Below are 23,076 nucleotides of genomic sequence, written 5' to 3' on the forward strand. Positions count from 1 at the left end.
CAGGTTAGGCGGGCCACCTGTGGAATCCCCGGAGCGGCGCGGTACCCCCGAGGGCTCAGTCGTCGAAGTTCGCCGCCACCACGCGGGCGTCGCCGACGACGGCGTCGAGGTCGTCGCCCGACAGGTTGACGTGTCCGACCTTGCGCCCGGGACGCGGGGCCTTGCCGTAGGTGTGGACCTTCGCACCCGGGTGGGCTTCGAGAGCGGCGGGGATGCGCGCGGCGAGCGAGTCGGAGACGGGACCGCCCAGGATGTTGATCATGACCGACCACGGCGCTCGCGGAGCCGTGTCGCCGAGGGGCAGATCGAGCACCGCGCGGAGATGCTGCTCGAACTGTCCGGTCACGGCGCCGTCCTGACTCCAGTGACCGCTGTTGTGCGGGCGCATCGCGAGCTCGTTCACGAGGAGCCGGTCATCGGCCGTCTCGAAGAGTTCCACCGCGAGCATGCCGGTGACACCCAGCCCTTCCGCGATCGCGACCCCGATGTTCTCGGCGACCTCGATCAGGCGCTGACCCGCCCGCGGAGCCGGGGCGATGACCTCCGCGCACACCCCGTCGCGCTGCACGGTCTCGACCACGGGGTACGAACGCCACGCCCCGGAGGGCCGCCGCGCCACCTGCTGCGCGAGTTCGCGCGTGAACTCGACGAGCTCCTCGACGAGCAGCTGTCCCCCCGGCTGGAGGGCGTCAAGCCAGTCAGCGGCGTCGTCTGCGGAACGGACGACACGAACGCCTTTGCCGTCGTATCCACCGCGCGGCGTCTTCACGACCGCGCGCCCGCCGTTGTCGTCGAGGAAGGCTTGCAGGCCGGCGGCATCGGAGATCGCGGCCCACTCGGGCTGCGGCATCCCGAGCTCGGCGAGCCTCGCGCGCATGCGCAGCTTGTCCTGTGCATAGAAGAGAGCGTCGGGACCGGGGTGCACGGCGACGCCGTCATCGACGAGCGCCCGGAGCACCTCCTGCGGAACGTGCTCGTGATCGAAGGTGATGACATCGACGTCGCGAGCGAAGGCCCGGACCGTTTCGAGGTCGCGGTAGTCGCCCGTCGCGGTCGCCGCGATGGCTGCAGACATGCCCGGCTCCTCGGCCAGGACGCGCACATCGAGTCCCAGCTCGACGGCCGGCGCAATCATCATGCGGGCCAGCTGCCCTCCGCCGACGATTCCTACTCGCAACGACATGGCGCCTCCTCCGGGTTCGCATCCATCATCCCGCACACGAAGACGGGGTCGCACGCGTGAGCGGGCGCGATCATGCTCAGGCGTCGGAGCCGATGATCGGCATGCTGTGCGAGTCGCGATGCGCCAGAATCTGGCTCACCTCGACCTGGTCTGCCAGCACCTCGTGGACGAGGGCGACGGCCGGGATGCTCCGCAGCCGCATGGCGGGGTCGACGCCGTTCGAGAGCGTCAGCGTTCCCGTCCCGTTCAGGCGCTGGATCGGGCCGCGCGACTCGTCGATGCCGTAGCCACGGATATGGCTGAGCTCCGACCGGCGACGGACGATGAGTCCCGAGGTCTCGATGACCCGACGGGTCGTGATCGTGTACGAATGCGCGAGCCAGCGCAGGTACGGCAGCACGACGAGGAGCACGACCACCAGCCCCGCGGCCGACCACAGCATCACGTTGGTGAAGGGGTCGGGCACGTTCCCGGTGAAGTACCCCGTGACACCCGCGATGACGATGAGCAGCAGCGCCGGCAAGAGGAGCGGCCCGGCGTGCGGGCGCAACCGCGCGACACGAAGCTCGGGGGCCGCGGCACCGAGCGCTGGCGCGACGGGGCGACCGAACGAGGCTGCTGGCTGTGTCACAGCACCATCATGGCCCGCGGGTGCGACAACGCCTCGGCGGCACGCCCGGATGCCGCGAGGCCTCAGCCGACTCCGCGGACATGCACGACGTCGCCGGCTCCGACGACGCTCTCGACAGCGCCCGTCCGCACGACCAGGCGCCCGTCCTCATCGAGGCGCTCCGCCGTCCCCGTCAGCGTCTCGCCGCCGGGCAGCGAGACGACGACGTCCTCGCCGATCGTGACGCACGCCGCGGCGACCCGCTCCCGGAGGGCGTCGTCGGCGCCGCTCACCGCGAGGTGGGCGATGTGGTCGCGCAGGCCCGTGAGGTAGTCCGCGAGCAGTCGGTCCTCGTCGACCTCCACCCCCAGCACGGCGAACGAGGTCGCCGTGGCGACCGGCAGGTCGACCTCGGCCATCGTGGTGTTGACCCCGGCACCCAGGATCACGTCGCCGGTCTCGCCCGGCAGGACCTCGGCGAGGATGCCGCTAATCTTCCGCCCGTCGACGAGGACGTCGTTGGGCCATTTCACACCGACCTGCCGGTCGTGCAGCTGCGCGGAGACGGCGTCGCTCATCGCGAGACCGGCGACCAGGGGGATCCAGCCGCGCGAGTGCACCGGCACAGCGCCCACGCGCAGGAGCACCGAGATCGCGAGCGCGGTGCCCGCGGGAGCCGTCCAGCTGCGATCGAGCCGGCCGCGACCGGCGCGCTGGTCGGTCGTCAGGAGCACCGAGAGGTGCGGGTGGGCATCGGGGTCGGCCTCGACGTCGCGACGCAGGTGGGCGTTGGTCGAATCGGTGTGCTCGACGACGTGCACGCGGGGCGAGACCGCGGCCGCGCGGGGATAGCCGTTCTCGGGGATCGTCATGGCGTCACCCTACGATGCCGGATCGCGGCTCGGCGAGGGGTTGCGCCCGAGGGTTTCCACAGGCGATCGCCGTCGTCGTTGTGGGTGTGCTCCAACGGCTGCGGGGCCGCGCTGGATAGGGTGGAACGCGTGACCGACCAGCCCGACCTGTCCACGACCGCCGGCAAGATCGCCGACCTCCGCGCCCGCTACCAGACGGCCGTCGTCGACGCCGAGACCGCGGCACGCGAGAAGCAGCACAAGAAGGGCAAGCTCACCGCCCGCGAGCGCATCGAGATGCTCGTGGACCCGGGGTCGTTCGTGGAGCTCGACGAGTACGTGCGCCATCGCACCACCGCGTTCGGCATGGACCGATCCCGCCCCTACGGCGACTCCGTCGTCTCGGGCGTCGGCACGATCCACGGCCGCACCGTCGCGGTCTACTCGCAGGACTTCACGACGTTCGGCGGCTCGCTCGGCGAGTCCGCTGGCGAGAAGATCATCAAGGTCATGGAGCTCGCGCTGCGCGGCGGGATGCCGATCATCGGCATCCTCGACTCGGGTGGCGCCCGAATCCAGGAGGGCGTCGTGGCGCTCGGCAAGTACGGCGAGATCTTCCGCCTGAACACCGCGGCGTCGGGAGTGATCCCCCAGATCTCGCTGATCATGGGGCCCGCCGCGGGCGGCGCGGTCTACTCCCCCGCCCTCACGGACTTCGTCATCATGGTCGACAAGACGAGCCAGATGTTCGTCACCGGCCCCGATGTCATCAAGACCGTCACCGGCGAGGACGTCGGCATGGAGGAGCTCGGCGGCGCCCACACCCACAACACGCGTTCGGGTGTCGCGCACTACCTGGCCCAGGACGAGGACGACGCGATCGACTACGCCCGGTCGCTCCTGAGCTTCCTGCCCGACAACAACATGTCGGACGCCCCGGTGTACGAGACCGGCTTCGAGTGGGAGACCACTGACGACGACCGTGCCCTGAACGTCGTCATCCCCGATTCACCCAACCAGCCCTACGACATCCACCAGGTCATCTCGGGGATCGTCGACGAGGGCGACTTCCTCGAGGTGCAGCCGCTGTTCGCACCGAACATCGTCGTCGGCTTCGGCCGGGTCGAGGGACGGACGGTCGGCATCATCGCCAACCAGCCCTCGCAGATGGCGGGCACTCTGAACATCGATGCCGGCGAGAAGGCGAGCCGGTTCGTTCGTTTCTGCGACGCCTTCTCGGTGCCGATCGTCACCCTCGTCGACGTTCCGGGCTATCTTCCCGGCACGGATCAGGAATGGACCGGCGTCATCCGCCGCGGGGCCAAGCTGCTCTATGCCTACGCCGAGGCGACGGTTCCGCTCGTGACGGTCATCCTCCGGAAGGCCTACGGCGGCGCCTACATCGTGATGGGCTCCAAGCAGCTGGGCGCCGACGTGAACGTCGCCTGGCCGACGGCGGAGATCGCTGTGATGGGCGGCCAGGGCGCGGTCAACATCCTCTACCGCGGTGAGATCAAGCGCGCCGAAGAGGCAGGCGAGGATGTCGCCGCGGTGCGGTCGCGCCTGGCCTCCGAGTACACCTACAACGTGGCCTCCCCCTTCCTGGCCGCCGAGCGGGGCGAGCTCGATGGCATCATCGAGCCGGCGCAGACGCGCGTCTACATCGCGAAGTCGCTGCGCGCGCTCCGGGGGAAGCGGGCCGAGCTGCCCGCGAAGAAGCACGGGAACATCCCGCTGTGAGCGGTCGAGAGGATTCCCGGGACGAGGCGGGCCACGACGAGCGACCCCTGCGCATCGAGGTGCGGCGCGGCGATCCGACCCCGGAGGAGCTGGCCGCCGTCATCGCCGTCGTGAGCGAGTCGTACGCCCAGGAAGCCGCGGAGGCGATCGCCCCCGAGCCGGCCCCCGAGTCCGCCTGGCGGCGGTCGGCACGCGCGCTGCGGACGCCGCTGCGGCGCGGCTTCGGCTGGGGGCGTTTCACCGGTTGACGGGCGACGCTGATTTTGTCCCCCGAAATACCTACAGACAGATCTGGCACGCTGCCGCAGACTGAATGTGCTGGAACGCTACTGCGTTCGGTCACCCGAGCTTTTAGCCGGTGACTGCTGCGAGTCGGTCTTCGGGTAACCACTCGCATGGCGAGGGGCGGGCGGCTTCGCCGCCCCTCGCCCCCAGTACCTCCGTCCGGTCAGAGACGCGGGCGGGGCCGCGCGATCTCGCGCCAGAGATCGACCGTCTCATCGGCGTCGTCGTCATGGCGCGAGCGACCGACGACCGTGACCGCCGTGTCGGGATGCGTCGAGGTGCGGATGTAGAGCCGCTCCGACCGTGCCCCGTCGAGCACGTCGGCGAGCTCGGCGCGGATGGCGGCGAGTTCGCGCTCGTCGAGGCCGTCGAGGCCGCCCTCGTCGAGGAAGGTGACGTGGGATCCGGCTCGCCGGACGTCTTCGAGCACGCGGCGCACCGCGTCGTCGAGCAGCCGCGGACCGCGCAGCTCATCGCGCAGACGCCCCTCCGCGAGCCGCGCCTGCAGGCGCTCGTCGTCGTCGAGGTCGCCGCCCGCGTTGATGGTGCGCGAGAGCACCGGCCCCGCGACGGCGAGCGCGCGCTGCACGCGGACCCGGCGCTCGCGACGGCGGCCCTCCTGTGTGGCGAGCCATTCGGACGCCTCGCGTTGAAGCGCCGTGAGCTGCGCGGTCTCGACGGCCGCGCGGTCGATCAGCAGGACGATGATCTGCGCTCCGCCCACCCAGATCGCCGAACCGACGGCTCCCAGCGAGAGCGTCGGCTCCGGGCCGATCCACAAGACCGACTGCAGGAACAGGACGACGATGCCCGACCAGGCCACGATCGAGCGCCGGCGCACGACGAGGACGGCCATCAAGGCACCGAGCCCGCCGAGGCTCCAGGTCGCGAACGGCTGCAGCCGCCCCTCTTCGCCCGCGGCCCACCAGGTGGCTGACGGGATCACGACGGTGACCGCGAGGGCGAGGAGCGCGATCCACAGGGGCAGCGGCGCCGGACGGCTCATGCCCGCCGTCACGGCGCTCATCGCCGGAACCTCCGCGGCCGGCTTCGCCGCCGCATCCATCGGCCGCGTGGGCCAGAAGATGCACAGGCCCGTGACGGCGAGGTAGACGACGAGATTCAGGATCAGCACGACGGGGACGTCGACGGGGCGCGTCCAGAACATGCCGCCGACCGCCAAGTACGCCGTGAAGGCGACCCCGAGTGCCGACAACACCCAGCGGACCGAGCGGTTCATGAGCTCTCCTGCCAGCTGATGGACACGGTCGTCCCTGAGGCGTCGGAGTCGACCGTGGCGGCCCCGGCCACAGCGGCGACCCGCGCGATGATCGAGGCACGGATCCCGAGGCGATCCTCGGCGACGCGCGTCGCCTCGAAACCGGGTCCGTCGTCGGTGACGGTGATCGCAAGCCCAGCCCTGTCGGCGTGGAATGACACGCGCAGATTCGCAGCGCCAGCATGCTCGACCGAGTTCGTCACCGCCTGCGCCGCCGCGAGGTGCAGCGCTCGGGCGACACGGCCCGGCACAGACCGGGCATCGGGTTCGATCCGCTGAGAGACCCCGGCGTCCGGAGACAGTCGGTGGACCGTCGCTTCGAGCTCGGCACCGACGACGCCTGCCGGGATGGGGGCGTCGGGACCCTCGCCCACCTCCTGGTCGACGTTCGCCAGTCGCGTGAGCGCTTCGCGGGCCATGGCGACCGCGAGGGTCCGCTCCCGGTCGGTCTCGGCGCGTTCGGCCGCGATCAGTGCTGCCAGCACGCTGTCGTGCATGAGTGCCGCGACGGCGACCCGCTCCTTCTCGACCGCGTCTGCTGCGGCCGCCTGCGCGAAGGAGCGGACCGCGCCCTCCCGTCCGCTGTCGATGCTCGCCGCAAGGGACCGGAGGATCCAGCCGACGACGATCAGGACGCTCGCGAGGATGATCGCGAACGCCGAGTCGAGCGCGACGTCGAGCACGGTGGCCGGCGTGAGAGGCAGGAGTGTGAGCCGCATCGCGCCGTACAGCAACGGCAGAAGGAACGCCCAGACGATCTGTCCGGCGAGCGGCATGCAGAAGACGGCCGCGACGGTCCCCACGTTGATGAGGAACCACAACCAGGGCTGCTCGTCGACGGTGGTCGACCGGTCGGCCGCCAGCGGCCAGAGGACGGTCGCGATCGGGAAGACGCCGGCGAAGATCGCGGCGAACACGCGGACGGCCCGCGAGGTGATCAACGCGACGCACATCATCAGCAGCGTGCCCAGGACCACGATCAGCAGGATCGTGTGCCAGGCGGAATGTCCGGCGGGGGTGCTGAGCGCTCCCACGAGCGCCTGGATGCCGATGACGGCGCTTCCGGTGCCGACGACGATGCCCAGGATGCGGTCGATGCGCGACTGGGTGAAGCGCTGAGTCTGGGCCAGGGCCTCGCGGAACTCCGCGGGACGACGCGGGCGGGTCGTGCCGGTGCCCGGGGTCTCAGCGGGCATCGGAGGCTTCGCCGACGAGACCGTCTTCCATCGCACGGCGGAGGAGGTCGACCTTGGTGGGTGCGGGACGGCCGACCTCGACGTACTTCACGCGCACCCGGGTGATGTTCTCTTTCGCGGTGGAGTAGGCGATCCCGAGCCGCTCGGCCACCGCTTTGAGGGGCAGTCCGGCGGCGTACAGGCGGAGCACGTCGCGCTCGCGTGCGGAGAGCTGGGCATCGGCGAACGCCCGGTCGCCGTCGACCGCGCTGGCCCACTCGACGTTGTCCAGGTGTTCACCCCGCGCCACCGTCCGAACCGCCGCGACGACGTCGTCGGTGCGCGCGGACTTGCTGATGACGCCCAACGCGCCCGCAGAGAGGGCTTCACGCACCGCCGCCGGCCGGTCGGCGACGCTGTGGATGATGACCTGCGAGCCGTCCCAGACGAGCTGGGCGACGTTCTCCGCCACGGTGGCGCCGTCGCCGAGCATGAGGTCGAGCACAACGACATCCGCCGGCGACTCCCCCGTGTCCTTCCGCCATCGCAGATACTCGGCGACGGTGCTGCCGGTGAAGACGACCTCCCCGACTCCCGCTCGGGAGCAGGCGGCGGCGAGCCCGAGCCGGACCGACTCGTGATCGTCGATGAGTGCCACCCGTGTCATGGGCTCAGCCTAGGACAGGGGGCCCTCGTCGGTGAGTACCGCAACCGCCTCCATGTGGTGCGAATGGGGGAACAGGTCCAGGCCCTGCAACGACACCGGCGCGTAGCCGCCCGCGCGCAGCATGCCGAGATCGCGCGCGAGCGCGACCGGATCGCACGCGACGTAGACGAGGGTCGCAGGCCGAAGCCGCAGCAGCGAATCGACGACGTCTCGTCCCGCTCCCGACCGCGGCGGGTCGAGAACCGTCACCCCGGCGCGCAGCCGGGCGCGTTCGGCAGCCGATGCGGTCTCCTCGACCTGCGCCAGCCAGCGGTCGACCCGGCCGGTCTCGGCGCGGGCGCCCACCCACTCGGCCAGGTTCTCCCCGGCGTGGTCGGTGGCGCGGGTGTCGGACTCGACGCTCGTGATGCGGGTGGCCGTGCCTCCCAGCTCGGCGACGGCGGCCGCGAGGAGACCGACCCCGCCGTACAGGTCGAGGTGCCATGCGTCGGGATCGACGGTGCGGCCGGCGGATCGCAGGCCGCTGTGGACCGCATCGCGCAGCGCGACCGGCGCGAGCCGGTGGACCTGCCAGAACCCTCCGGCGTCGACGCGGAACTCCCGGTCGCCGACCCTCTCGATCACGGTTTCGCGCAGCGCCGGGTCGGCCGCCGGACGCGGACCGCCCCGACGTCGACGGCGGGGCGTCTCCGGGCGGGCCAGGGCTCGCACGCGCCCGTCGGAGGGCTGCACGAGGTCGAGGCGCCCGGGAGCGGCCGACCGGCCGCGGGCTACCGATTCGGCGATCGCCGGGGTGGCGAGCGGCAGGTCGTCGACCTCGACGACGCGGTGCGAGCGCGCGGCGAAGGGCCCGATGCGTCCATCCCCGTCGACGTGGAGGCTCACGCGCGTGCGCCATCCCGTGCCGTCCGGCGTCTCGTCGGCGCCGGCTGCCGCGACGACGACGTCGCTGTCGACACCGCCGAAGCGCTTCAGAGCGTCGCGGAGGACGCGCTGCTTGAGCTCGCGCTGGTGTTCGAGGTCGATGTGCCCGAAGTCGGCCCCGCCCGGGCGGTTCTCCGGCGCGGTGCCGATGTCGGCGGGCGACCAGACGTGCGGTCGCCGATGCCGCGACGCCTCGAGCACGTCGAGCGCCTCGGCACGCCAGAACGACGACTTCGCGGTGTCGGTCAGCCGCGCGCGCACCCTCTCACCGGGGATCGCGTCGGGGACGAAGACGACGCGGCCTTCGTGTCGTGCGACGAAGACGCCGCCGTGGGCGACGTCGGTGACGTCGAGATCGAGGAGGTCGCCGGACTGCATCCCTCGATGCTCGCACACGCGCGCCCGCAGGTAGCGTGAACGGCATGCGCGTGTGCCTCGCCTCGACCTCCCCCGCCCGCCTCATGCTGCTGCGTCAGGCGGGCATCGAACCCGCGACCCGTGCCCCCGAGGTCGACGAGGAGGCCGTCGTCGCCGCCCTCGAAGCCGAGGAGGGTCGCGTGCTGCCGCCCGACGAGCACGTCCTGCTGCTGGCGCGACGCAAGGCGGCCGACGTGGTCGCGACGCTCGCGCGACTCGAACCCGACTTCGACGGCATCGTCATCGGCGGCGACTCGATGTTCGCCTTCGACGGCGAGGTTCTCGGCAAGCCGCTCCGGCCCGACGTGGCGACCGCGAGGTGGGAGAGGATGCGCGGGGGCACCGGCATCCTCCACTCGGGGCACTCGGTGTTCCGCGTGCGCCCGGGGACCGTTGCGCAGGAGGCGTACGCCGTCGCGGACGCCGCGGTGACCTTCGCCGACGACATCACCGCCGACGAGATCGCGGCGTACGTCGGCACCGGCGAACCTCTGCAGGTGGCGGGAGCCTTCACTGTCGACAGCCTCGGCGGCCCCTTCATCACGCGGGTCGACGGCGATCCCTCCACGGTCGTCGGGATGTCCTTGTCGACGTTGCGCCGCCTCGTCCGTGAGCTCGGCGTGGCCTGGCCCGACCTCTGGACCACGGGGCTGACATCATGAGCGGCGGGCCCGCTTCGTAGGCATCCACTCACGTTCGGCCGGTCACTTTGTGCGAGTGATCCAAAAGACGGGGCCGCGTGCTCGCTAGGCTGGCATTCATGCCTGAGATCGCCAAGGTCCTGATCGCGAACCGCGGCGAGATCGCCGTCCGTATCGTGCGCGCCGCCCGTGACAGCGGGAAGGCGTCCGTCGCCGTCTACGCCGACCAGGACCGCGACGCGCTCCACGCCCGCCTCGCCGACGAGGCGTACGCCCTCGAGGGGTCCACGAGCGCCGAGACCTACCTCTCCATCGAGAAGATCCTCTCCGTCGCGCGACGTTCCGGCGCCGACGCCGTGCACCCCGGCTACGGCTTCCTCGCGGAGAACGCCGAGTTCGCCCGCGCCGTCATCGGCGCGGGACTCACCTGGATCGGCCCCTCCCCCGAAGCCATCGAGGCTCTCGGCGACAAGGTCACCGCGCGGCACGTCGCCGAGAAGGTCGGCGCTCCGCTCGCGCCCGGCACCCCCGGGCCCGTCGACGGTGCCGACGAGGTCATCGCCTTCGCGAACGAGTACGGCCTGCCGATCGCCATCAAAGCCGCCTACGGCGGCGGCGGGCGTGGTCTGAAGGTCGCGCGCGAGCTCGACGAGGTCGCCGAGCTGTTCGAGTCGGCCACTCGTGAGGCGATCGCCGCGTTCGGCCGAGGCGAGTGCTTCGTCGAGAAGTACCTCGACAAGCCGCGCCATGTCGAGACGCAGTGCCTCGCCGACGCAGCCGGCAACGTGGTCGTCGTCTCCACGCGCGACTGCTCGCTGCAGCGACGCCACCAGAAGCTCGTCGAAGAGGCGCCCGCGCCCTTCCTCACGGACGAGCAGAACGACATCCTCTACTCCGCCTCGAAGGCCATCCTGCGCGAGGTCGGCTATGTCGGGGCGGGAACCTGCGAGTTCCTCATCGGCGCAGACGGCACGATCTCGTTCCTCGAGGTCAACACGCGCCTCCAGGTCGAGCACCCCGTATCCGAAGAGGTGACCGGGATCGACCTCGTCCGCGAGCAGTTCCGCATCGCCGAGGGCGGCACGCTGGACTACGACGATCCTGCACCGGTCGGACACTCGATCGAGTTCCGCATCAACGGCGAAGACCCGGGACGCAACTTCCTCCCGCAGCCCGGCCGCATCCACGTCTTCAAGACGTTCGGCGGTCCCGGCATCCGTCTCGATTCCGGTGTCACGGCCGGCGACTCGGTCTCCGGCGCGTTCGACTCGATGCTCGGAAAGATCATCGTCACGGGTCGCACCCGCGAGGAGGCACTCGAGCGCTCGCGCCGCGCGCTCGACGAGTTCGAGGTCGCCGGTATGCCCACCGTGCTGCCGTTCCACCGCCGCGTGGTGCGAGAGCCCGCCTTCACGGCGGAGGACGGCACGTTCGGCGTGTTCACCCGGTGGATCGAGACCGAGTTCGTCAACGACATCCCGGCATGGGACGGCGAGCTCGAGGCTCCCGCCGAACCCAGCGGCCGGCACACGGTGGTCGTCGAGGTCGCCGGCAAGCGCCTCGAGGTGAGCCTCCCCGACCGGGTCGCCTCCCCGCCGGTCGCGGTGGGCCGCCCCGCGCAGGTGCCGCCGTCGCGGCGCTCGCACGCGGCCAACGCCAGCGCCGCGGCATCCGGAGACGCCGTGAAGTCGCCGATGCAGGCGACGATCGTCAAGGTCGCGGTCGAAGCCGGCCAGCAGGTCGTCAAGGGCGACCTCGTCGTGGTGCTCGAGGCGATGAAGATGGAGCAGCCCATCCAGGCCCACAAGGACGGCGTCGTCGGCTCCATCGACGCGACGCCGGGCACCACCGTGGGCGCGGGTCACCCCCTGCTCACCATCTCCTGACCCCTAGGGTGGGGGCATGCGCCGCCCTGCACGTGTCATTCCCATCGTCTGCCTGCTGGGGCTCGCTTTCGGGCTGAGCGGCTGCGCTTCCGACACGGTCGACCTCGCGGCGGCGGACGCGTGGCTCGCCTCGGTCGCGGCCGAACAAGCCGGCGCGGATGTCGGCATCGGCACGACGAGCGGCCATACGATGCCGTTGGAGAACTCCGGCGACCGGAGCGCAGGTGTCATCCTGACGCTCGCCGAGCCGGCGCCGGCGAGTGTGGTCGAGGTGCGGTGTTTCGGCGGTCACACCGCGACGGTGTTCGTCGAGGCTTCGACGACGTCCGGCTCGCGTGGCGTGGAGACGAGCGTCGACTGCGACGAGAAGCCGCACGCTCTCGAGCTCGTTGATGCCACCCGCACGACCGCCGTCAGGATTGCCGTCCGCGCCGAGCCGGAGACGCGCTACTACGCCGATGTGAGGTGACACGGCGCCGCATGACCGCGCGTGAGCGTCGGAGAGAGGCGCGTACATCGGAGCGATCGCCAGGATCACTCCGACTTTCGCGCGATTCTCCGACGCTCGTGGGCTCGGCTCGGCTCAGGAGAGCGGATCCTCGTCGCGCTGGACGAGGTGCATCGCGCGAGCGGCGTCCGTGATGCTGCCCGTGAGCGAGGGGTACACCGCGAAGACCCGCGAGACCTGGTCGACCGTGAGACGGCGCTCGACGGCGATCGCGATCGGGTAGATGAGCTCCGAGGCGCGGGGCGCCACGATGACACCGCCGATGACGGTTCCCGAGCCCTCGCGCGCGATGATCTTCACGAAGCCGTCCTTGACGCCCATCATCTTGGCGCGCGGGTTCGCGGCGAGCGGGAGCTTGTGCACGTACCCGTTGACCAGGCCCGACTCGATGTCCTTCTGCTGCTGGCCCACCGTCGCGATCTCGGGCGCGGTGAAGATGTTCGCGGTGATGCGGCGACGCTCGAGCGGGATGACGGTGTCGCCGAGCGCGTGGAACACGGCCTGGCGCCCCTGCATGGCGGCGACCGAGGCGAGCGGCACGAACGTGGTGCAGTCACCCGCGGCGTAGATGTTCGGCACGGATGTGCGCGCGACGCGGTTGACCTGGATGTGGCCCGAATCCGTCAGCTGGACGCCCGCCTCTTCGAGACCGATGCCGGCGGTGTTGGGGATCGAGCCGACCGCCATGAGGCAGTGGCTCCCCTCGACCGTGCGCCCGTCCGAGAGGGTCGCCACGACGCCGTTCTCGGTGCGCTCGACCTTCTCGGCGCGAGACTTCGACAGCACCGTCATCCCGCCGCGCTTGAACACCTTCTCGATGACGGCGGCCGCGTCGACGTCCTCGCCCGGGAGCACCTGGTCGCGGCTGGAGATCAGCGTCACCTTCGCCCCGAGGTTCATGTAGGCCGAGGCGAACTCCGCTCCCGTCACACCGGATCCCACGACGATGAGGTGCTCGGGCAGCGACTTCATGTCGTAGAGCTGCGTCCAGGTGAGGATGCGCTCCCCGTCGGGCTTCGCACTGGGCAGTTCGCGCGGCGACGCCCCCACGGAGACGACGAGGGTGTCGGCTTCCACGCGGTCGAAGTCGGTGCCACCGGGGCCTGTCGCCGCGATCAGGGCGTGCGTGCCGTCGAGGCGCCCGTGGCCGGAGATGATGCGCACGCCCGCTTCGACGAGCTGCGCGCGCATGTCGTCGGACTGCTGGCGAGCGAGAGAGAGCAGCCGGCGGTTGACGGCCGCGAGATTGATGGCGACCTCCGGCTTGAGCGGAGTGCCGGAGTCGGACCGCGCGAACAGCTGCACGCCCAAATCGGATGCCTCGCTGATGGCGACGGCCGCATCAGCCGTGGCGATCAGCGACTTCGAGGGGACGACGTCGGTGATGACGGCCGAGCCGCCCACGCCGGCGCGTTCGACCAGCGTCACCTCCGCACCCTGCTGGGCGGCGGCCAGGGCCGCCTCGTATCCGCCGGGGCCGCCGCCGAGGACGGCGACGCTTTGGGTGCGCTCGAAGCTGAGAGGCGACATGGTCTCCATTCTTCCTCAGCCGCGGAGTCGGTCGCGCACGCCTGCGTCTGGAGGGTCGCGAGTCTTAGAGTGGGGGGATGCCTGACTCCTCCGCGCACCCGCTCGACGATCCCGCTGTCGACCCGCTCGATGTGGCCCGCGAGGCTGCGGCCGACATCGCCCGTATCAGCGGCGTCGAGCGCCACGACATCGCGCTCACCCTCGGCAGCGGCTGGGGTCGCGCAGCCGAGCTCATCGGCGAGACCACGGCGACCATCCCCGCCACCGACGTCACCGGCTTCAGCAAACCCGCACTCGAGGGGCACGTCGGGACGCTGCGCAGCATCCTGACCCCCGAGGGCAAGCGCATCCTCGTCATCGGCGCCCGCACCCACTACTACGAGGGGCACGGCGTTCGCCGGGTCGTGCACAGCGTGCGCACCGCCGCCGCCACCGGCGCGAAGATCATGGTGCTGACCAACGGCGCGGGCGGCATCAAGCCGACGTGGCGGCCCGGCCAGCCGGTGCTCATCAGCGACCACCTGAACCTCACCGCCGACTCGCCCCTCGAGGGCGCGACGTTCGTCGACCTGACCGACCTGTACTCCTCGCGACTGCGCGACATCGCGCGCTCGATCGATCCCACGCTCGACGAGGGCGTGTACACGCAGTTCCGCGGCCCGCACTACGAGACGCCGGCCGAGGTGCGCATGGCTCGCACGCTCGGCGGCGACATCGTGGGCATGTCGACGGCGCTCGAGGCCATCGCGGCCCGCGAGGCCGGCATGGAGATCCTCGGGTTCTCGCTCATCACGAACCTCGCCGCCGGCATCCAGGAGACCCCGCTCAGCCACGCCGAGGTGATCGAGGCCGGGCGCGAGGCCGAGCCGGTGATCTCGGCGCTCCTCGCCCGCGTGATCGAGGCGCTGTGACCGGCGCGGACGAGCCGGTCACGGGCGTGAATGTCGACGCGACGACGCCGGCGGTTCCCTGGGACGCTGCGCGCGCCTGGATGGCCCAGGACCCCGACTCCGACACCCGCGATGAGCTGGCCGCAGTCATCGCCGCAGCCGAGTCAGGCGACGAAGCGGCCGCGGCCGACCTCGTCGACCGCTTCAGCACGCGCCTGGCCTTCGGCACCGCGGGACTCCGCGGCCGCCTCGGCGCCGGCAGCAACCGCATGAACCGCGTGCTCGTCACGCAAGCAGCCGCGGGGCTCGCGGCGTATCTGCTCGAGAAGGCCGGACCGGATGCTCCCCCCGTCGTCGTCATCGGCTACGACGGCCGCCGGGGCTCAGCGCGGTTCGCGCGAGACTCGGCCGAGATCTTCGCGGGGGCGGGGCTGCGCGCCATCCTGCTGCCGCGGCTGCTCCCGACGCCGGTTCTCGCGTTCGCGGTGCGGCACCTGGGCGCCGACGCCGGTGTGATGGTCACGGCGAGCCACAACCCGCCCGACGACAACGGCTACAAGGTGTACCTCGGCGGGGCCGACGACGGCTCGCAGATCGTCCCGCCCGCCGACGGCGAGATCGCCGCGCACATCCAGCGGGTGGCGGACGCCGGCGACATCTCGGTCCTCCCCCGCTCCGAGCAGTACGAGACCGCCGACGACACCGTCGTCGAGGCGTACGTCGCCGCGACGGCGACCGTCGCCCCGGCGCCCGCGGGCGCGAACGGGATGCGTTGGGTCTACACCGCCATGCACGGTGTCGGAACCGAGACCATGCTGCGCATCCTCGACGCTGCGGGCTACCCGCACCCCGTCCCGGTCGCCGAGCAGGCCGAGCCGGACGGCCGATTCCCGACCGTCGCGTTCCCGAATCCCGAGGAACCGGGCGCGATGGATCTGGCACTCGAGACCGCCCGCGCGAACGACGCGGAGTTCATCCTCGCGAACGACCCCGACGCCGATCGCCTCGCCGTCGCCATTCCGGATACCGCCGTCGAGGGCGGCTGGCGGCGACTGACCGGCAACCAGATCGGCCTGCTGCTCGGCTGGCGCGCGGCACGTCGAGCCGCGGAGGGCGGCGTCGCCGAGGGCGCGTCGCTGGCCTGCTCGCTCGTATCCTCGCCGGCGCTCCAGGTCGTCGCCGAGCGCCACGGCCTCGCCTTCCACGCCACCCTCACCGGCTTCAAGTGGATCTCGCGCGCCCCCGGACTCGTCTTCGGCTTCGAAGAGGCACTCGGCTATCTGGTGAACCCCGAGACCGTGAAGGACAAGGACGGCATCTCCGCCGCCATCGCGATCCTCGGCCTCGCCGCCGAGGCGCGCGAACAGGGTCGGACGCTGGGTGACCTGCTCGCCGAGTTCGACGCCGAGTTCGGCAGCTTCGCGAGCGGGCAGGTATCGGTCCGGGTCGACGATCTCGCGGTCATCGGACGCATCACCGCAGCGCTCCGCGCGGCACCGCCGACCCGCATCGGCGACGCGGCAGTCGTGTCGTTCGAGGATCTCGCCGCTCCGGTATCGGGTCCGCCGCTCGGCGACATCCTGCGCCTCTGGCTCGAGGGCGACGCCCGTATCCTCGTGCGCCCGAGCGGCACCGAGCCGAAGCTCAAGCTGTACCTCGATGTTCGCGGAGACTCGGCCGCCGACGCGGCATCCCGGCTCGCCGCGCTCGAGGCCGGCGTGCGCGAGCTGCTCGCGGCCATCGGCTGATCCCCGCCCTCCGGCCTGCACGGTCCCGCGCTTCTGGCGATACATTCGTCGGACGCGCGGGGCTGATGTCGCCTCGAGCGACCCCGCACACCCCACCAGCACCACCCGTCCGACGTCTGTATCGCGTATCCGCGCCGCTAGGCTTCGGGAGTGCTGCTGACGCAACCTGTGGAGCTCGCTGACGACCACGTGAGACTCGTCCCGCTCGACCTCGACCACGCCGACGACCTCGCGCGAGCCACGGCCGGCCTCGAGTACGCCTGGTACACCTCGGTTCCCGCGTCCGTTCCCGCTGACATCGCGCAGCGTCTCGCCTGGCGCGACGAGGGCCACATGAACCCTTTCGCCGTGCTGCGCGACGATGTCGCGGTGGGGATGACGACGTTCTGCAACATCGACCAGCCCAACCGCCGCGTCGAGATCGGGCACACCTGGCTGTCGCCGTCGGCGCAGCGGACGGCGGTCAACACGGCCGCGAAGCGTCTGCTGCTCGGCCACGCGTTCGAGAGCTGCGACGCCATCGCGGTGGAGTTCCGCACGTCGTGGCACAACCGCCAGTCGCGCGCGGCGATCGAGCGTCTCGGCGCGAAGCAGGACGGTGTGCTCCGCAACCACCGGCTGGGCCCGCAGGGGACGCTCCGCGACACGGTCGTGTACTCCGTGCTCCCGCACGAGTGGCCTGCGGTGAAGCTGGGGCTCGAAGCACGACTCGCCCGCTGAGCGCGAGCGATCAGCCGTCGACGACCGCGACGAGCTCGTCGAGGAAGGCGCTGAAGGTGGTCCCCCGTCGCACGATGCGCTGCACGCTCTCGCGCTCGCTGAACACCTCGACCAGCTGCTCGAAGACCGTCTGGAACGCGGCGCGGTCCGACTCCGAGAAGGCGACCATCGCGACGACCTGCACCCGGCCGTCACCCCATGCGATCGAAGGGTCGGCGATCCCGAGCGAGATGGCCGTACGCGTCGCGGTCATCCCGATGGCGTGCGGGACGGCGAGCGCGTCGGTGAAGGCTGTGGACGAGAGCCGCTCGCGCTCGATCGTGCGCTCGATGTAGTCGTCGTCGATGACGCCTTGATCGACCAGCAGTGAGCCCAGCCGGCGGATCGCGGCCTCTTCTCCCCCGTCGCCGTCGAGCCCGCGGATGAACGCGGACGGGTCGAAGTAGCGCTCCAGCTCGGCGCGCAAGCGCGTCAGGCGCCGGGCCCGGCGGAGCCGCGCGGCGGCGGTCTGCACCCGATCGATGTCGGCGTCGGTGAGGAAGGGCTGGATGTGGACGATCCGGTCGCTCATGACCGGAGGCGCGATGGTCGACAGGATGAGGTCGGTGTCGATGGAGGCCCAGTCCGGGTCGACGCGCGTCTCGACGCCCACCACGTCGAGTGCCTGTCCCAGCGAACGGTCGACGCTCGAGCGCAACAGCTCGTGCAGCTCGTAGTACCCGGGGCACACGATCGTCGCCGTCAGCGCCTGCGCCGAGAGCCGGCTGCGTTCGAGGCGCCCGCCGACGTGCATCGCGATGTAGGCGATCTCGTCGTCGAGGAGCGGGATGCCGAGCAGACCCCGCAGCGCGTCGGCGATGTACACGGCGACCTCGAAGATCATCGGATACGTCGTCTTCAGCGATCGTGTGAGCGGGTTGCGCGACCACGCCTGCTCGCGTGCCCGGTGCTTGAGGTTCTGCACGTGCAGCGACAGGCGCAGCACGAAGTCCTCCTGGTCGATGTCGACGAGGAACTCCGCGGCCGCCCGCCGCACGACGTCCCGGACGGCGGTCGCGACGTCCGGGTCGATGCGCTCGCGGATGAGCGCCGCCGGCTCGGTCGCACCGGGCGCCACGACGCGCGTGAGCACGAGGGCGGCGAGATGCTGACGGTCGCCCGACCCCAGCACGACGCCGAGGTGCCGGCGCGTGAGGCGGTCGAGGATGTCGCCGACCTCCGCGCGGAACGCGGCGTCGTCGGCCTCCGCCACTTCGAGAGCCCGACCCCGCGTGATCCGGTCGGCGGCGATGGCGATGTGCATGACGACATCCCCGATGCCGAACTCGTTGACGAAGTAGCCGAGCTCGGTCAGCTCGGTGACCAGGTCGTCCTTGAAGGGGCCGAAGGCGACCGCCCCGACGGACCGTTCGCCGAGAGTGCGACGGAGGCTGTCGAGGTCGAAGGAGCCGTCATCGGTCTCCTCGTGGGCGAGCCTGCTGAGCAGCCGTCGCTGGGCCATCTCGGTGCCGCGCAGCCGTGCCCGCGACGACGTGCGTTCCAGGCTGAGCTCGGTGCCGCCGAGCAGCCCGCGCACCCGGCTGAGATCGGCATCGATCGTGGCGGGGCTGACGAAGAAGGCCTCGGCCGTCTCGAAGACGTCGATTCCGTCCGGGGAATCGAGCAGCGCGCGCACCAGACGGTGCAGCCGGTCGCGCGGAGTGCCGGCGTCGCCCACATGCACCGCCGCGGCGCTCTCCGGCCCCGCGCGGTAGCCCTGCGGTCCGGACTCGACCACGACGCCATCCGGCACCCGGGCGTTCAGGGCCGTGACGTAGCTGCGGATCGAGCGCGGAGTGACCCCGATCGCATCCGCGAGCGCGGCTGCGGTCACCCAGTCGCCGTCGCGCGCGAGAATCGCGAGGACGCGGTCCTGCCGGCTCCTGGTCACGCTCCCATTCCATCATGGCCCGGCCGACCTTCCGCCCCTGCGGAAGCAGGAAGACCTTGTCGCCTCTCAGGGGTCTCACAACAATGGGGAGAGGAGGAGGCGGGTCGATGAGGATCCTGGTCGTATGCGGCGCGGGCGCGTCGAGTACTTTCGTCGCACAGCGGGTGCGCCATGCGGCGCAGACGCGTGGCCTGGACATCACCGCCACCGCCGGAACCGAGCAGTCACTGCCGATCGATCTCGACGCGGCGGACATCGTCCTCGTCGGCCCCCAGCTCATCCCGAAGCTGGACCGGATCACCGAGGCCGCGGCTGCCCGCGGAACGCGCGTCATCCTGATGCCCGCCGACATCTTCCGAGATCTCGACGGGAGCCGGACGCTCGCGCTGATCACCGCTCCGGCCACCACCACGACACGTTCCAGCACCGACATCCCTTCAACGGAGAGGACCCCCTCATGAGCGAGGCATCGCGTACCGTCCGCATCGGATCGTCCAACGGGCTCCACGCCCGTCCCGCGAAGCTGTTCGCCCAGGCGGTCAAGCAGTCGGGTGCCAACGTCACGATCGCGAAGGGCTCGGGCTCTCCCGTGAACGCCGCGAGCATCCTCGGAGTCATCGCGCTCGGCGTCGAGTACGGCGATTACGTCACCCTCACGGCCGACGGCGACAGCGCCGAGAGCGTCCTGGACGAACTCGCCGACCTGCTCGCCACCGATCACGACGAGTGACCACGAACGACCATCGATACGAACACGGACGATACGAAGGAGATCGAGCAATGAGTGAGCTTCGCGGAGTGGGCATCGGCCTGGGAGTCGCGCAGGGACCGATCGCACGGATGGCGGAGCCGCTTCCCGCGCCGAAGGACGAGAAGTCGGAGCTGTCGCTCGACGAGGAGACGGCGCGCGTGAAGGATGCCGTCGCCGCTGTCGCGCGCGAGCTCGAACAGCGTGGCGCACAGGCGGGCGGCGCCGCCCGCGACGTGCTCGAAGCGCAGGCCATGATGGCCGAGGACCCGAGCCTCGAGGCCGAGGTCTCGACCCGCCTGCAGGCCGGCAAGACCGGCGAGTTCGCCGTGTACGACGCCTTCGCCTCGTTCCGCGACCAGCTGTCCGCGATGGGCGGCTATCTCGGCGAGCGCGCCGCCGACCTCGACGACGTCGCGCAGCGCGTCATCGCTCACCTCCGCGGCGTCCCCGCACCGGGTGTCCCCGAGCCGGGCCACCCCTTCGTGCTGGTCGCCAAGGACCTCGCCCCCGCCGACACCGCGCTGCTCGACCTCGACATGGTCCTGGCGCTGGTGACCTCCGAGGGCGGGCCCACCTCGCACACCGCGATCCTCGCCCGCGAGAAGTCGATCGTCGCCGTCGTCGGCGTCACGGACGCCGCCAGCCTCTCCGAGGGCGAGACGGTCATCGTCGACGCCGCGAAGGGCGTCGTCACGACCGACCCGAGCGAGGACGAGCTCGCACAGGCGCAGAACCGTGCCGACGAGCGCAAGTCGGCGGCATCCGCCCCGATCACCCCCGGCGCGCTCGCCGACGGCACCGCCATCCCGCTGCTGGCGAACCTCGGCAAGCCCGAGGGCGCGGCACAGGCCGTCGAGCTGGGCGCCGAGGGCGTCGGCCTCTTCCGCACCGAGTTCCTCTTCCTCAGTTCGTCGCAGGCGCCCACCGTCGCCCAGCAGCGCGAGGCCTACACGAAGCTGCTGCAGGCGTTCCCGGGCCAGAAGGTCGTCGTCCGCGCGCTGGATGCCGGCGCCGACAAGCCGCTCGCGTTCCTCAACGACGCGCACGAGGAGAACCCGGCGCTCGGCCTCCGCGGTCTCCGCGCCCTGCGCGCCAGCGAGGACATCCTGCGCGAACAGCTCACCGCGCTCGCCGAGGCGGATGCCGCGACCGAGGCCGACCTGTGGGTCATGGCGCCGATGGTCTCGACCGTCGAGGAGACCGAGTACTTCGTCGGCATCGCCCGCGAGTACGGCATCAAGACCGCGGGTGTCATGGTCGAGGTGCCGTCGTCGGCGCTGCTCGCTGACCACGTCCTCAAGGTCGCCGACTTCGCCTCGATCGGCACCAACGACCTCACCCAGTACACGCTCGCCGCCGACCGCCTGCTCGGTTCGGTGTCGTCGTTCCAGGACCCCTGGCACCCGGCTGTGCTGCGTCTCATCCATGAGACCGGCAAGGCGGGCCAGGCCAACGGCAAGCCCGTGGGCATCTGCGGCGAGGCCGCAGCTGACCCGCTGCTGGCCGTCGTGCTCGTGGGCCTCGGCGCCACGAGCCTGTCGATGGCGCCCACCGCGCTCGCCGACGTTCGCGCCACCCTGCTCAACCACACCCTCGACGACGCCCGCCGCATCGCCGAGGCCGCCCTGACCGCGACCGACGCGGCCTCGGCACGTGCCGCCGCCCAGACCGCCGCCGGCATCTGATCAGCACCAGCACCCGCACCACACACTGCACCAGAAGGAGAACCAGAAATGACAACGACGTCAACACCACCCGCGGGAGGTGGGGTCCGGGTCCGCGTCCAGCGCTTCGGAACCTTCCTCTCGGGAATGGTCATGCCCAACATCGCGGCCTTCATCGCATGGGGTCTGATCACCGCTCTGTTCATCGACACGGGATGGGTCGGACAGGACGGGCCGATCGAGGCCTGGCAGTGGGCCGACTCCCGCATGCTCGGCGGCGGGGTCACCCCTGACGGCACCGAGTGGACCGGCCTGGTCGGTCCCATCATCACCTACCTGCTGCCCACCCTGATCGCCTACACCGGTGGCCGCATGGTCTTCGGTGTCCGCGGCGGTGTCGTCGGCGCCGTCGCTGCGATGGGCGTCATCGTGGGCGCCTCGGGGACCATCATGTTCCTCGGCGCAATGGTCGCCGGTCCCCTGACCGCCCTGGCACTCAAGTGGATCGAGAAGCTGTGGGCGGGCAAGGTCCGCGCCGGATTCGAGATGCTCGTCGACAACTTCAGCGCCGGCTTCGTCGCATTCTTCGCCGCGCTCGCAGCCTTCTTCTGGCTCGCCCCGGTGATGAAGTTCGTCACCGACGTGCTCGGTGGCGCCGTCGGCTTCCTCGTCGACCGCGGCCTGATCCCGCTGGCGAGCATCATCGTCGAGCCCGCGAAGGTTCTGTTCCTCAACAACGCCATCAACCACGGCGTGTTCACCCCGCTCGGAACCCAGGAGTCGCTCGAGACCGGGAAGAGCCTGCTCTTCCTCGTCGAGGCGAACCCCGGCCCGGGTGCCGGCCTCCTGCTCGCGATCTCCGTCTTCGGGGTCGGCATCGCGCGCGGTACCGCACCGGGTGCGTTCATCATCCAGTTCTTCGGCGGCATCCACGAGGTGTACTTCCCGTACGTGCTGGCGAAGCCCCTCCTGATCGTCGCGCTCATCGCCGGCGGCGCCAGTGGTGTTGCCACGAACGCCATCTTCAACTCCGGCCTGGTCGCCGCGGCCTCGCCGGGATCCATCTTCGCGGTGCTCATCCAGACCGCCCCGGGCAGCCACCTCGGCGTCATCCTCTCGGTGATCATCTCGGCCGGTGTGACGTTCGCGGTCTCGGCGGCGATCCTGCTGGCGAGCCGCAAGCGCGACCTCGCTCGCGAGCAGGCTGGTGAGGGCACCTTCGAGGACGCGATCGCACGCACCGAGGCCAACAAGGGCAAGAGCTCGGAGGCCCTGTCGGGTCTGCGCGCATCGGGTGCTGCCGCCGCCACCGGTGCAGCAGCCGAGACCGGCGCCGCCACCGCGACGGCGACGAAGCCAATCCAGTCGGTCGTGTTCGCCTGCGACGCCGGCATGGGCTCGTCCGCGATGGGCGCGAGCGTCCTGCGCAACAAGTTCAAGAAGGCCGGCATCGAGGACGTCACGGTCGTCAACAAGGCGATCGCGAACCTCGACGGCACCGCCGACCTGGTCATCACGCAGCAGCAGCTGACCGACCGCGCCAAGGCGCAGAACCCCGACGCGGTTCACGTGTCGGTGGACAACTTCATGAACTCGCCGAAGTACGACGAGGTCGTGGAGATGGTCCGCAAGCAGCACGACGCCGACGCGTAGGCTCGAAACCCAGACCCGGGGCCG

At 70.9% G+C, this 23,076-nt stretch carries 21 protein-coding genes; 12 read left to right on the plus strand and 9 right to left on the minus strand.

Translation table 11 applies throughout. The features are described 5' to 3' along the window. Positions 1-55 precede the first annotated feature (55 nt). The 3 genes from P6897_RS12515 to P6897_RS12525 form a co-directional block, all read right to left on the minus strand. Positions 56-1,183: a 5-(carboxyamino)imidazole ribonucleotide synthase gene (locus P6897_RS12515; RefSeq protein ID WP_112617388.1), complete on the minus strand. Its 1,128-nt coding sequence runs from the start codon at positions 1,181-1,183 to the stop codon at positions 56-58. Between the two features lie 76 nt (positions 1,184-1,259). After that, positions 1,260-1,814, minus strand: a complete 555-nt coding sequence (locus P6897_RS12520) for a PH domain-containing protein (protein WP_269267865.1) — start codon at positions 1,812-1,814, stop codon at positions 1,260-1,262. A gap of 62 nt (positions 1,815-1,876) precedes the next feature. Further along, positions 1,877-2,665 carry a biotin--[acetyl-CoA-carboxylase] ligase gene (locus P6897_RS12525; protein ID WP_282501388.1) on the minus strand — a complete coding sequence of 263 codons (789 nt, stop codon included), beginning with the start codon at positions 2,663-2,665 and terminating at the stop codon, positions 1,877-1,879. 129 nt (positions 2,666-2,794) lie between these two features. Between P6897_RS12525 and P6897_RS12530 the strand changes: the two genes are divergently transcribed. Both P6897_RS12530 and P6897_RS12535 read left to right on the plus strand, forming a co-directional pair. Then, complete coding sequence (locus P6897_RS12530) at positions 2,795-4,384, plus strand: acyl-CoA carboxylase subunit beta (protein ID WP_181574233.1); 1,590 nt, start codon at positions 2,795-2,797, stop codon at positions 4,382-4,384. After that, positions 4,381-4,632, plus strand: a complete 252-nt coding sequence (locus P6897_RS12535; RefSeq protein WP_181574234.1) for an acyl-CoA carboxylase subunit epsilon — start codon at positions 4,381-4,383, stop codon at positions 4,630-4,632. The genes P6897_RS12530 and P6897_RS12535 overlap by 4 nt, the downstream gene beginning before the upstream one ends. 200 nt (positions 4,633-4,832) lie before the next feature. Here the strand turns inward: P6897_RS12535 and P6897_RS12540 are convergent, their stop codons facing one another. From P6897_RS12540 to P6897_RS12555, 4 genes are read right to left on the minus strand one after another with little or no spacing between them, the layout of a single operon-like run. After that, complete coding sequence (locus P6897_RS12540) at positions 4,833-5,909, minus strand: hypothetical protein (protein WP_282501389.1); 1,077 nt, start codon at positions 5,907-5,909, stop codon at positions 4,833-4,835. After that, positions 5,906-7,144 carry an ATP-binding protein gene (locus P6897_RS12545; RefSeq protein ID WP_282501390.1) on the minus strand — a complete coding sequence of 413 codons (1,239 nt, stop codon included), beginning with the start codon at positions 7,142-7,144 and terminating at the stop codon, positions 5,906-5,908. The genes P6897_RS12540 and P6897_RS12545 overlap by 4 nt, the downstream gene beginning before the upstream one ends. Beyond that, positions 7,134-7,790 (minus strand): response regulator transcription factor, encoded by a 657-nt coding sequence (locus P6897_RS12550; RefSeq protein WP_114588562.1) that lies wholly within the window; start codon positions 7,788-7,790, stop codon positions 7,134-7,136. The genes P6897_RS12545 and P6897_RS12550 overlap by 11 nt, the downstream gene beginning before the upstream one ends. A 9-nt stretch (positions 7,791-7,799) precedes the next feature. Further along, on the minus strand, positions 7,800-9,092 hold the full coding sequence (locus P6897_RS12555; RefSeq protein WP_282501391.1) for a TRAM domain-containing protein: 1,293 nt from the start codon (positions 9,090-9,092) through the stop codon (positions 7,800-7,802). 44 nt (positions 9,093-9,136) lie between these two features. On the opposite strand from P6897_RS12555, the gene P6897_RS12560 reads away from it, so the two are divergent. The 3 genes from P6897_RS12560 to P6897_RS12570 all read left to right on the plus strand — a co-directional run bounded on the left by P6897_RS12560 (position 9,137) and on the right by P6897_RS12570 (position 12,127). Continuing rightward, a complete protein-coding gene (locus P6897_RS12560) occupies positions 9,137-9,793 on the plus strand; it encodes a Maf family protein (RefSeq protein WP_282501392.1) in 657 nt (218 codons plus the stop codon). 98 nt (positions 9,794-9,891) lie between these two features. Beyond that, positions 9,892-11,658, plus strand: coding sequence for a biotin carboxylase N-terminal domain-containing protein (locus tag P6897_RS12565; protein WP_282501393.1), 1,767 nt, complete (start codon positions 9,892-9,894; stop codon positions 11,656-11,658). 16 nt (positions 11,659-11,674) lie between these two features. Beyond that, positions 11,675-12,127, plus strand: coding sequence for a hypothetical protein (locus tag P6897_RS12570; protein WP_282501394.1), 453 nt, complete (start codon positions 11,675-11,677; stop codon positions 12,125-12,127). Between the two features lie 114 nt (positions 12,128-12,241). Here the strand turns inward: P6897_RS12570 and P6897_RS12575 are convergent, their stop codons facing one another. After that, entirely contained in the window at positions 12,242-13,705 is a 1,464-nt protein-coding gene (locus tag P6897_RS12575; RefSeq protein ID WP_114588564.1) for an NAD(P)H-quinone dehydrogenase, read from the minus strand. Between the two features lie 68 nt (positions 13,706-13,773). Here P6897_RS12575 and P6897_RS12580 point away from each other — a divergent pair, with 68 nt between their 5' ends. The 3 genes from P6897_RS12580 (at position 13,774) to P6897_RS12590 (ending at position 17,054) form a co-directional block, all read left to right on the plus strand. After that, positions 13,774-14,607, plus strand: a complete 834-nt coding sequence (locus P6897_RS12580) for a purine-nucleoside phosphorylase (RefSeq protein WP_274178910.1) — start codon at positions 13,774-13,776, stop codon at positions 14,605-14,607. Positions 14,608-14,687: 80 nt separating this feature from the next. Further along, the gene (locus tag P6897_RS12585; protein ID WP_274179038.1) at positions 14,688-16,334 is read left to right on the plus strand and encodes a phospho-sugar mutase; all 1,647 of its coding nucleotides are present in this window, start codon (positions 14,688-14,690) and stop codon (positions 16,332-16,334) included. Between the two features lie 150 nt (positions 16,335-16,484). Continuing rightward, positions 16,485-17,054, plus strand: a complete 570-nt coding sequence (locus tag P6897_RS12590) for a GNAT family protein (protein WP_274178911.1) — start codon at positions 16,485-16,487, stop codon at positions 17,052-17,054. A 10-nt stretch (positions 17,055-17,064) separates the two neighbouring features. Here the strand turns inward: P6897_RS12590 and P6897_RS12595 are convergent, their stop codons facing one another. Continuing rightward, positions 17,065-18,984, minus strand: coding sequence for a PTS sugar transporter subunit IIA (locus tag P6897_RS12595; protein WP_112617400.1), 1,920 nt, complete (start codon positions 18,982-18,984; stop codon positions 17,065-17,067). Between the two features lie 107 nt (positions 18,985-19,091). Between P6897_RS12595 and P6897_RS12600 the strand changes: the two genes are divergently transcribed. From P6897_RS12600 to P6897_RS12615, 4 genes are read left to right on the plus strand one after another with little or no spacing between them, the layout of a single operon-like run. Then, complete coding sequence (locus P6897_RS12600) at positions 19,092-19,445, plus strand: PTS sugar transporter (protein WP_112617401.1); 354 nt, start codon at positions 19,092-19,094, stop codon at positions 19,443-19,445. Further along, positions 19,442-19,714: an HPr family phosphocarrier protein gene (locus P6897_RS12605; RefSeq protein WP_023955516.1), complete on the plus strand. Its 273-nt coding sequence runs from the start codon at positions 19,442-19,444 to the stop codon at positions 19,712-19,714. Before P6897_RS12600 ends, P6897_RS12605 begins: the two co-directional genes overlap by 4 nt. A 50-nt stretch (positions 19,715-19,764) precedes the next feature. Continuing rightward, positions 19,765-21,420, plus strand: a complete 1,656-nt coding sequence (gene ptsP, locus P6897_RS12610; RefSeq protein WP_112617402.1) for a phosphoenolpyruvate--protein phosphotransferase — start codon at positions 19,765-19,767, stop codon at positions 21,418-21,420. Between the two features lie 48 nt (positions 21,421-21,468). After that, entirely contained in the window at positions 21,469-23,052 is a 1,584-nt protein-coding gene (locus tag P6897_RS12615; RefSeq protein WP_112617403.1) for a PTS mannitol transporter subunit IICB, read from the plus strand. The last annotated feature ends 24 nt before the right edge of the window (positions 23,053-23,076 follow it).

Source organism: Microbacterium sp. BDGP8 (genome assembly GCF_029991045.1).
Taxonomy (GTDB): domain Bacteria; phylum Actinomycetota; class Actinomycetes; order Actinomycetales; family Microbacteriaceae; genus Microbacterium; species Microbacterium plantarum.

Coding starts and splice junctions, on each gene's coding strand:
- P6897_RS12515 (WP_112617388.1), bottom strand. CDS start 1,183: ATGTCGTTGCGAGTAGGAATCGTCGGCGGAGGGCAGCTGGCCCGCATG.
- P6897_RS12525 (WP_282501388.1), bottom strand. CDS start 2,665: ATGACGATCCCCGAGAACGGCTATCCCCGCGCGGCCGCGGTCTCGCCC.
- P6897_RS12540 (WP_282501389.1), bottom strand. CDS start 5,909: ATGAACCGCTCGGTCCGCTGGGTGTTGTCGGCACTCGGGGTCGCCTTC.
- P6897_RS12545 (WP_282501390.1), bottom strand. CDS start 7,144: ATGCCCGCTGAGACCCCGGGCACCGGCACGACCCGCCCGCGTCGTCCC.
- P6897_RS12550 (WP_114588562.1), bottom strand. CDS start 7,790: ATGACACGGGTGGCACTCATCGACGATCACGAGTCGGTCCGGCTCGGG.
- P6897_RS12555 (WP_282501391.1), bottom strand. CDS start 9,092: ATGCAGTCCGGCGACCTCCTCGATCTCGACGTCACCGACGTCGCCCAC.
- P6897_RS12560 (WP_282501392.1), top strand. CDS start 9,137: ATGCGCGTGTGCCTCGCCTCGACCTCCCCCGCCCGCCTCATGCTGCTG.
- P6897_RS12565 (WP_282501393.1), top strand. CDS start 9,892: ATGCCTGAGATCGCCAAGGTCCTGATCGCGAACCGCGGCGAGATCGCC.
- P6897_RS12570 (WP_282501394.1), top strand. CDS start 11,675: ATGCGCCGCCCTGCACGTGTCATTCCCATCGTCTGCCTGCTGGGGCTC.
- P6897_RS12575 (WP_114588564.1), bottom strand. CDS start 13,705: ATGGAGACCATGTCGCCTCTCAGCTTCGAGCGCACCCAAAGCGTCGCC.
- P6897_RS12580 (WP_274178910.1), top strand. CDS start 13,774: ATGCCTGACTCCTCCGCGCACCCGCTCGACGATCCCGCTGTCGACCCG.
- P6897_RS12585 (WP_274179038.1), top strand. CDS start 14,688: ATGGCCCAGGACCCCGACTCCGACACCCGCGATGAGCTGGCCGCAGTC.
- P6897_RS12600 (WP_112617401.1), top strand. CDS start 19,092: ATGAGGATCCTGGTCGTATGCGGCGCGGGCGCGTCGAGTACTTTCGTC.
- P6897_RS12605 (WP_023955516.1), top strand. CDS start 19,442: ATGAGCGAGGCATCGCGTACCGTCCGCATCGGATCGTCCAACGGGCTC.
- ptsP (WP_112617402.1), top strand. CDS start 19,765: ATGAGTGAGCTTCGCGGAGTGGGCATCGGCCTGGGAGTCGCGCAGGGA.
- P6897_RS12615 (WP_112617403.1), top strand. CDS start 21,469: ATGACAACGACGTCAACACCACCCGCGGGAGGTGGGGTCCGGGTCCGC.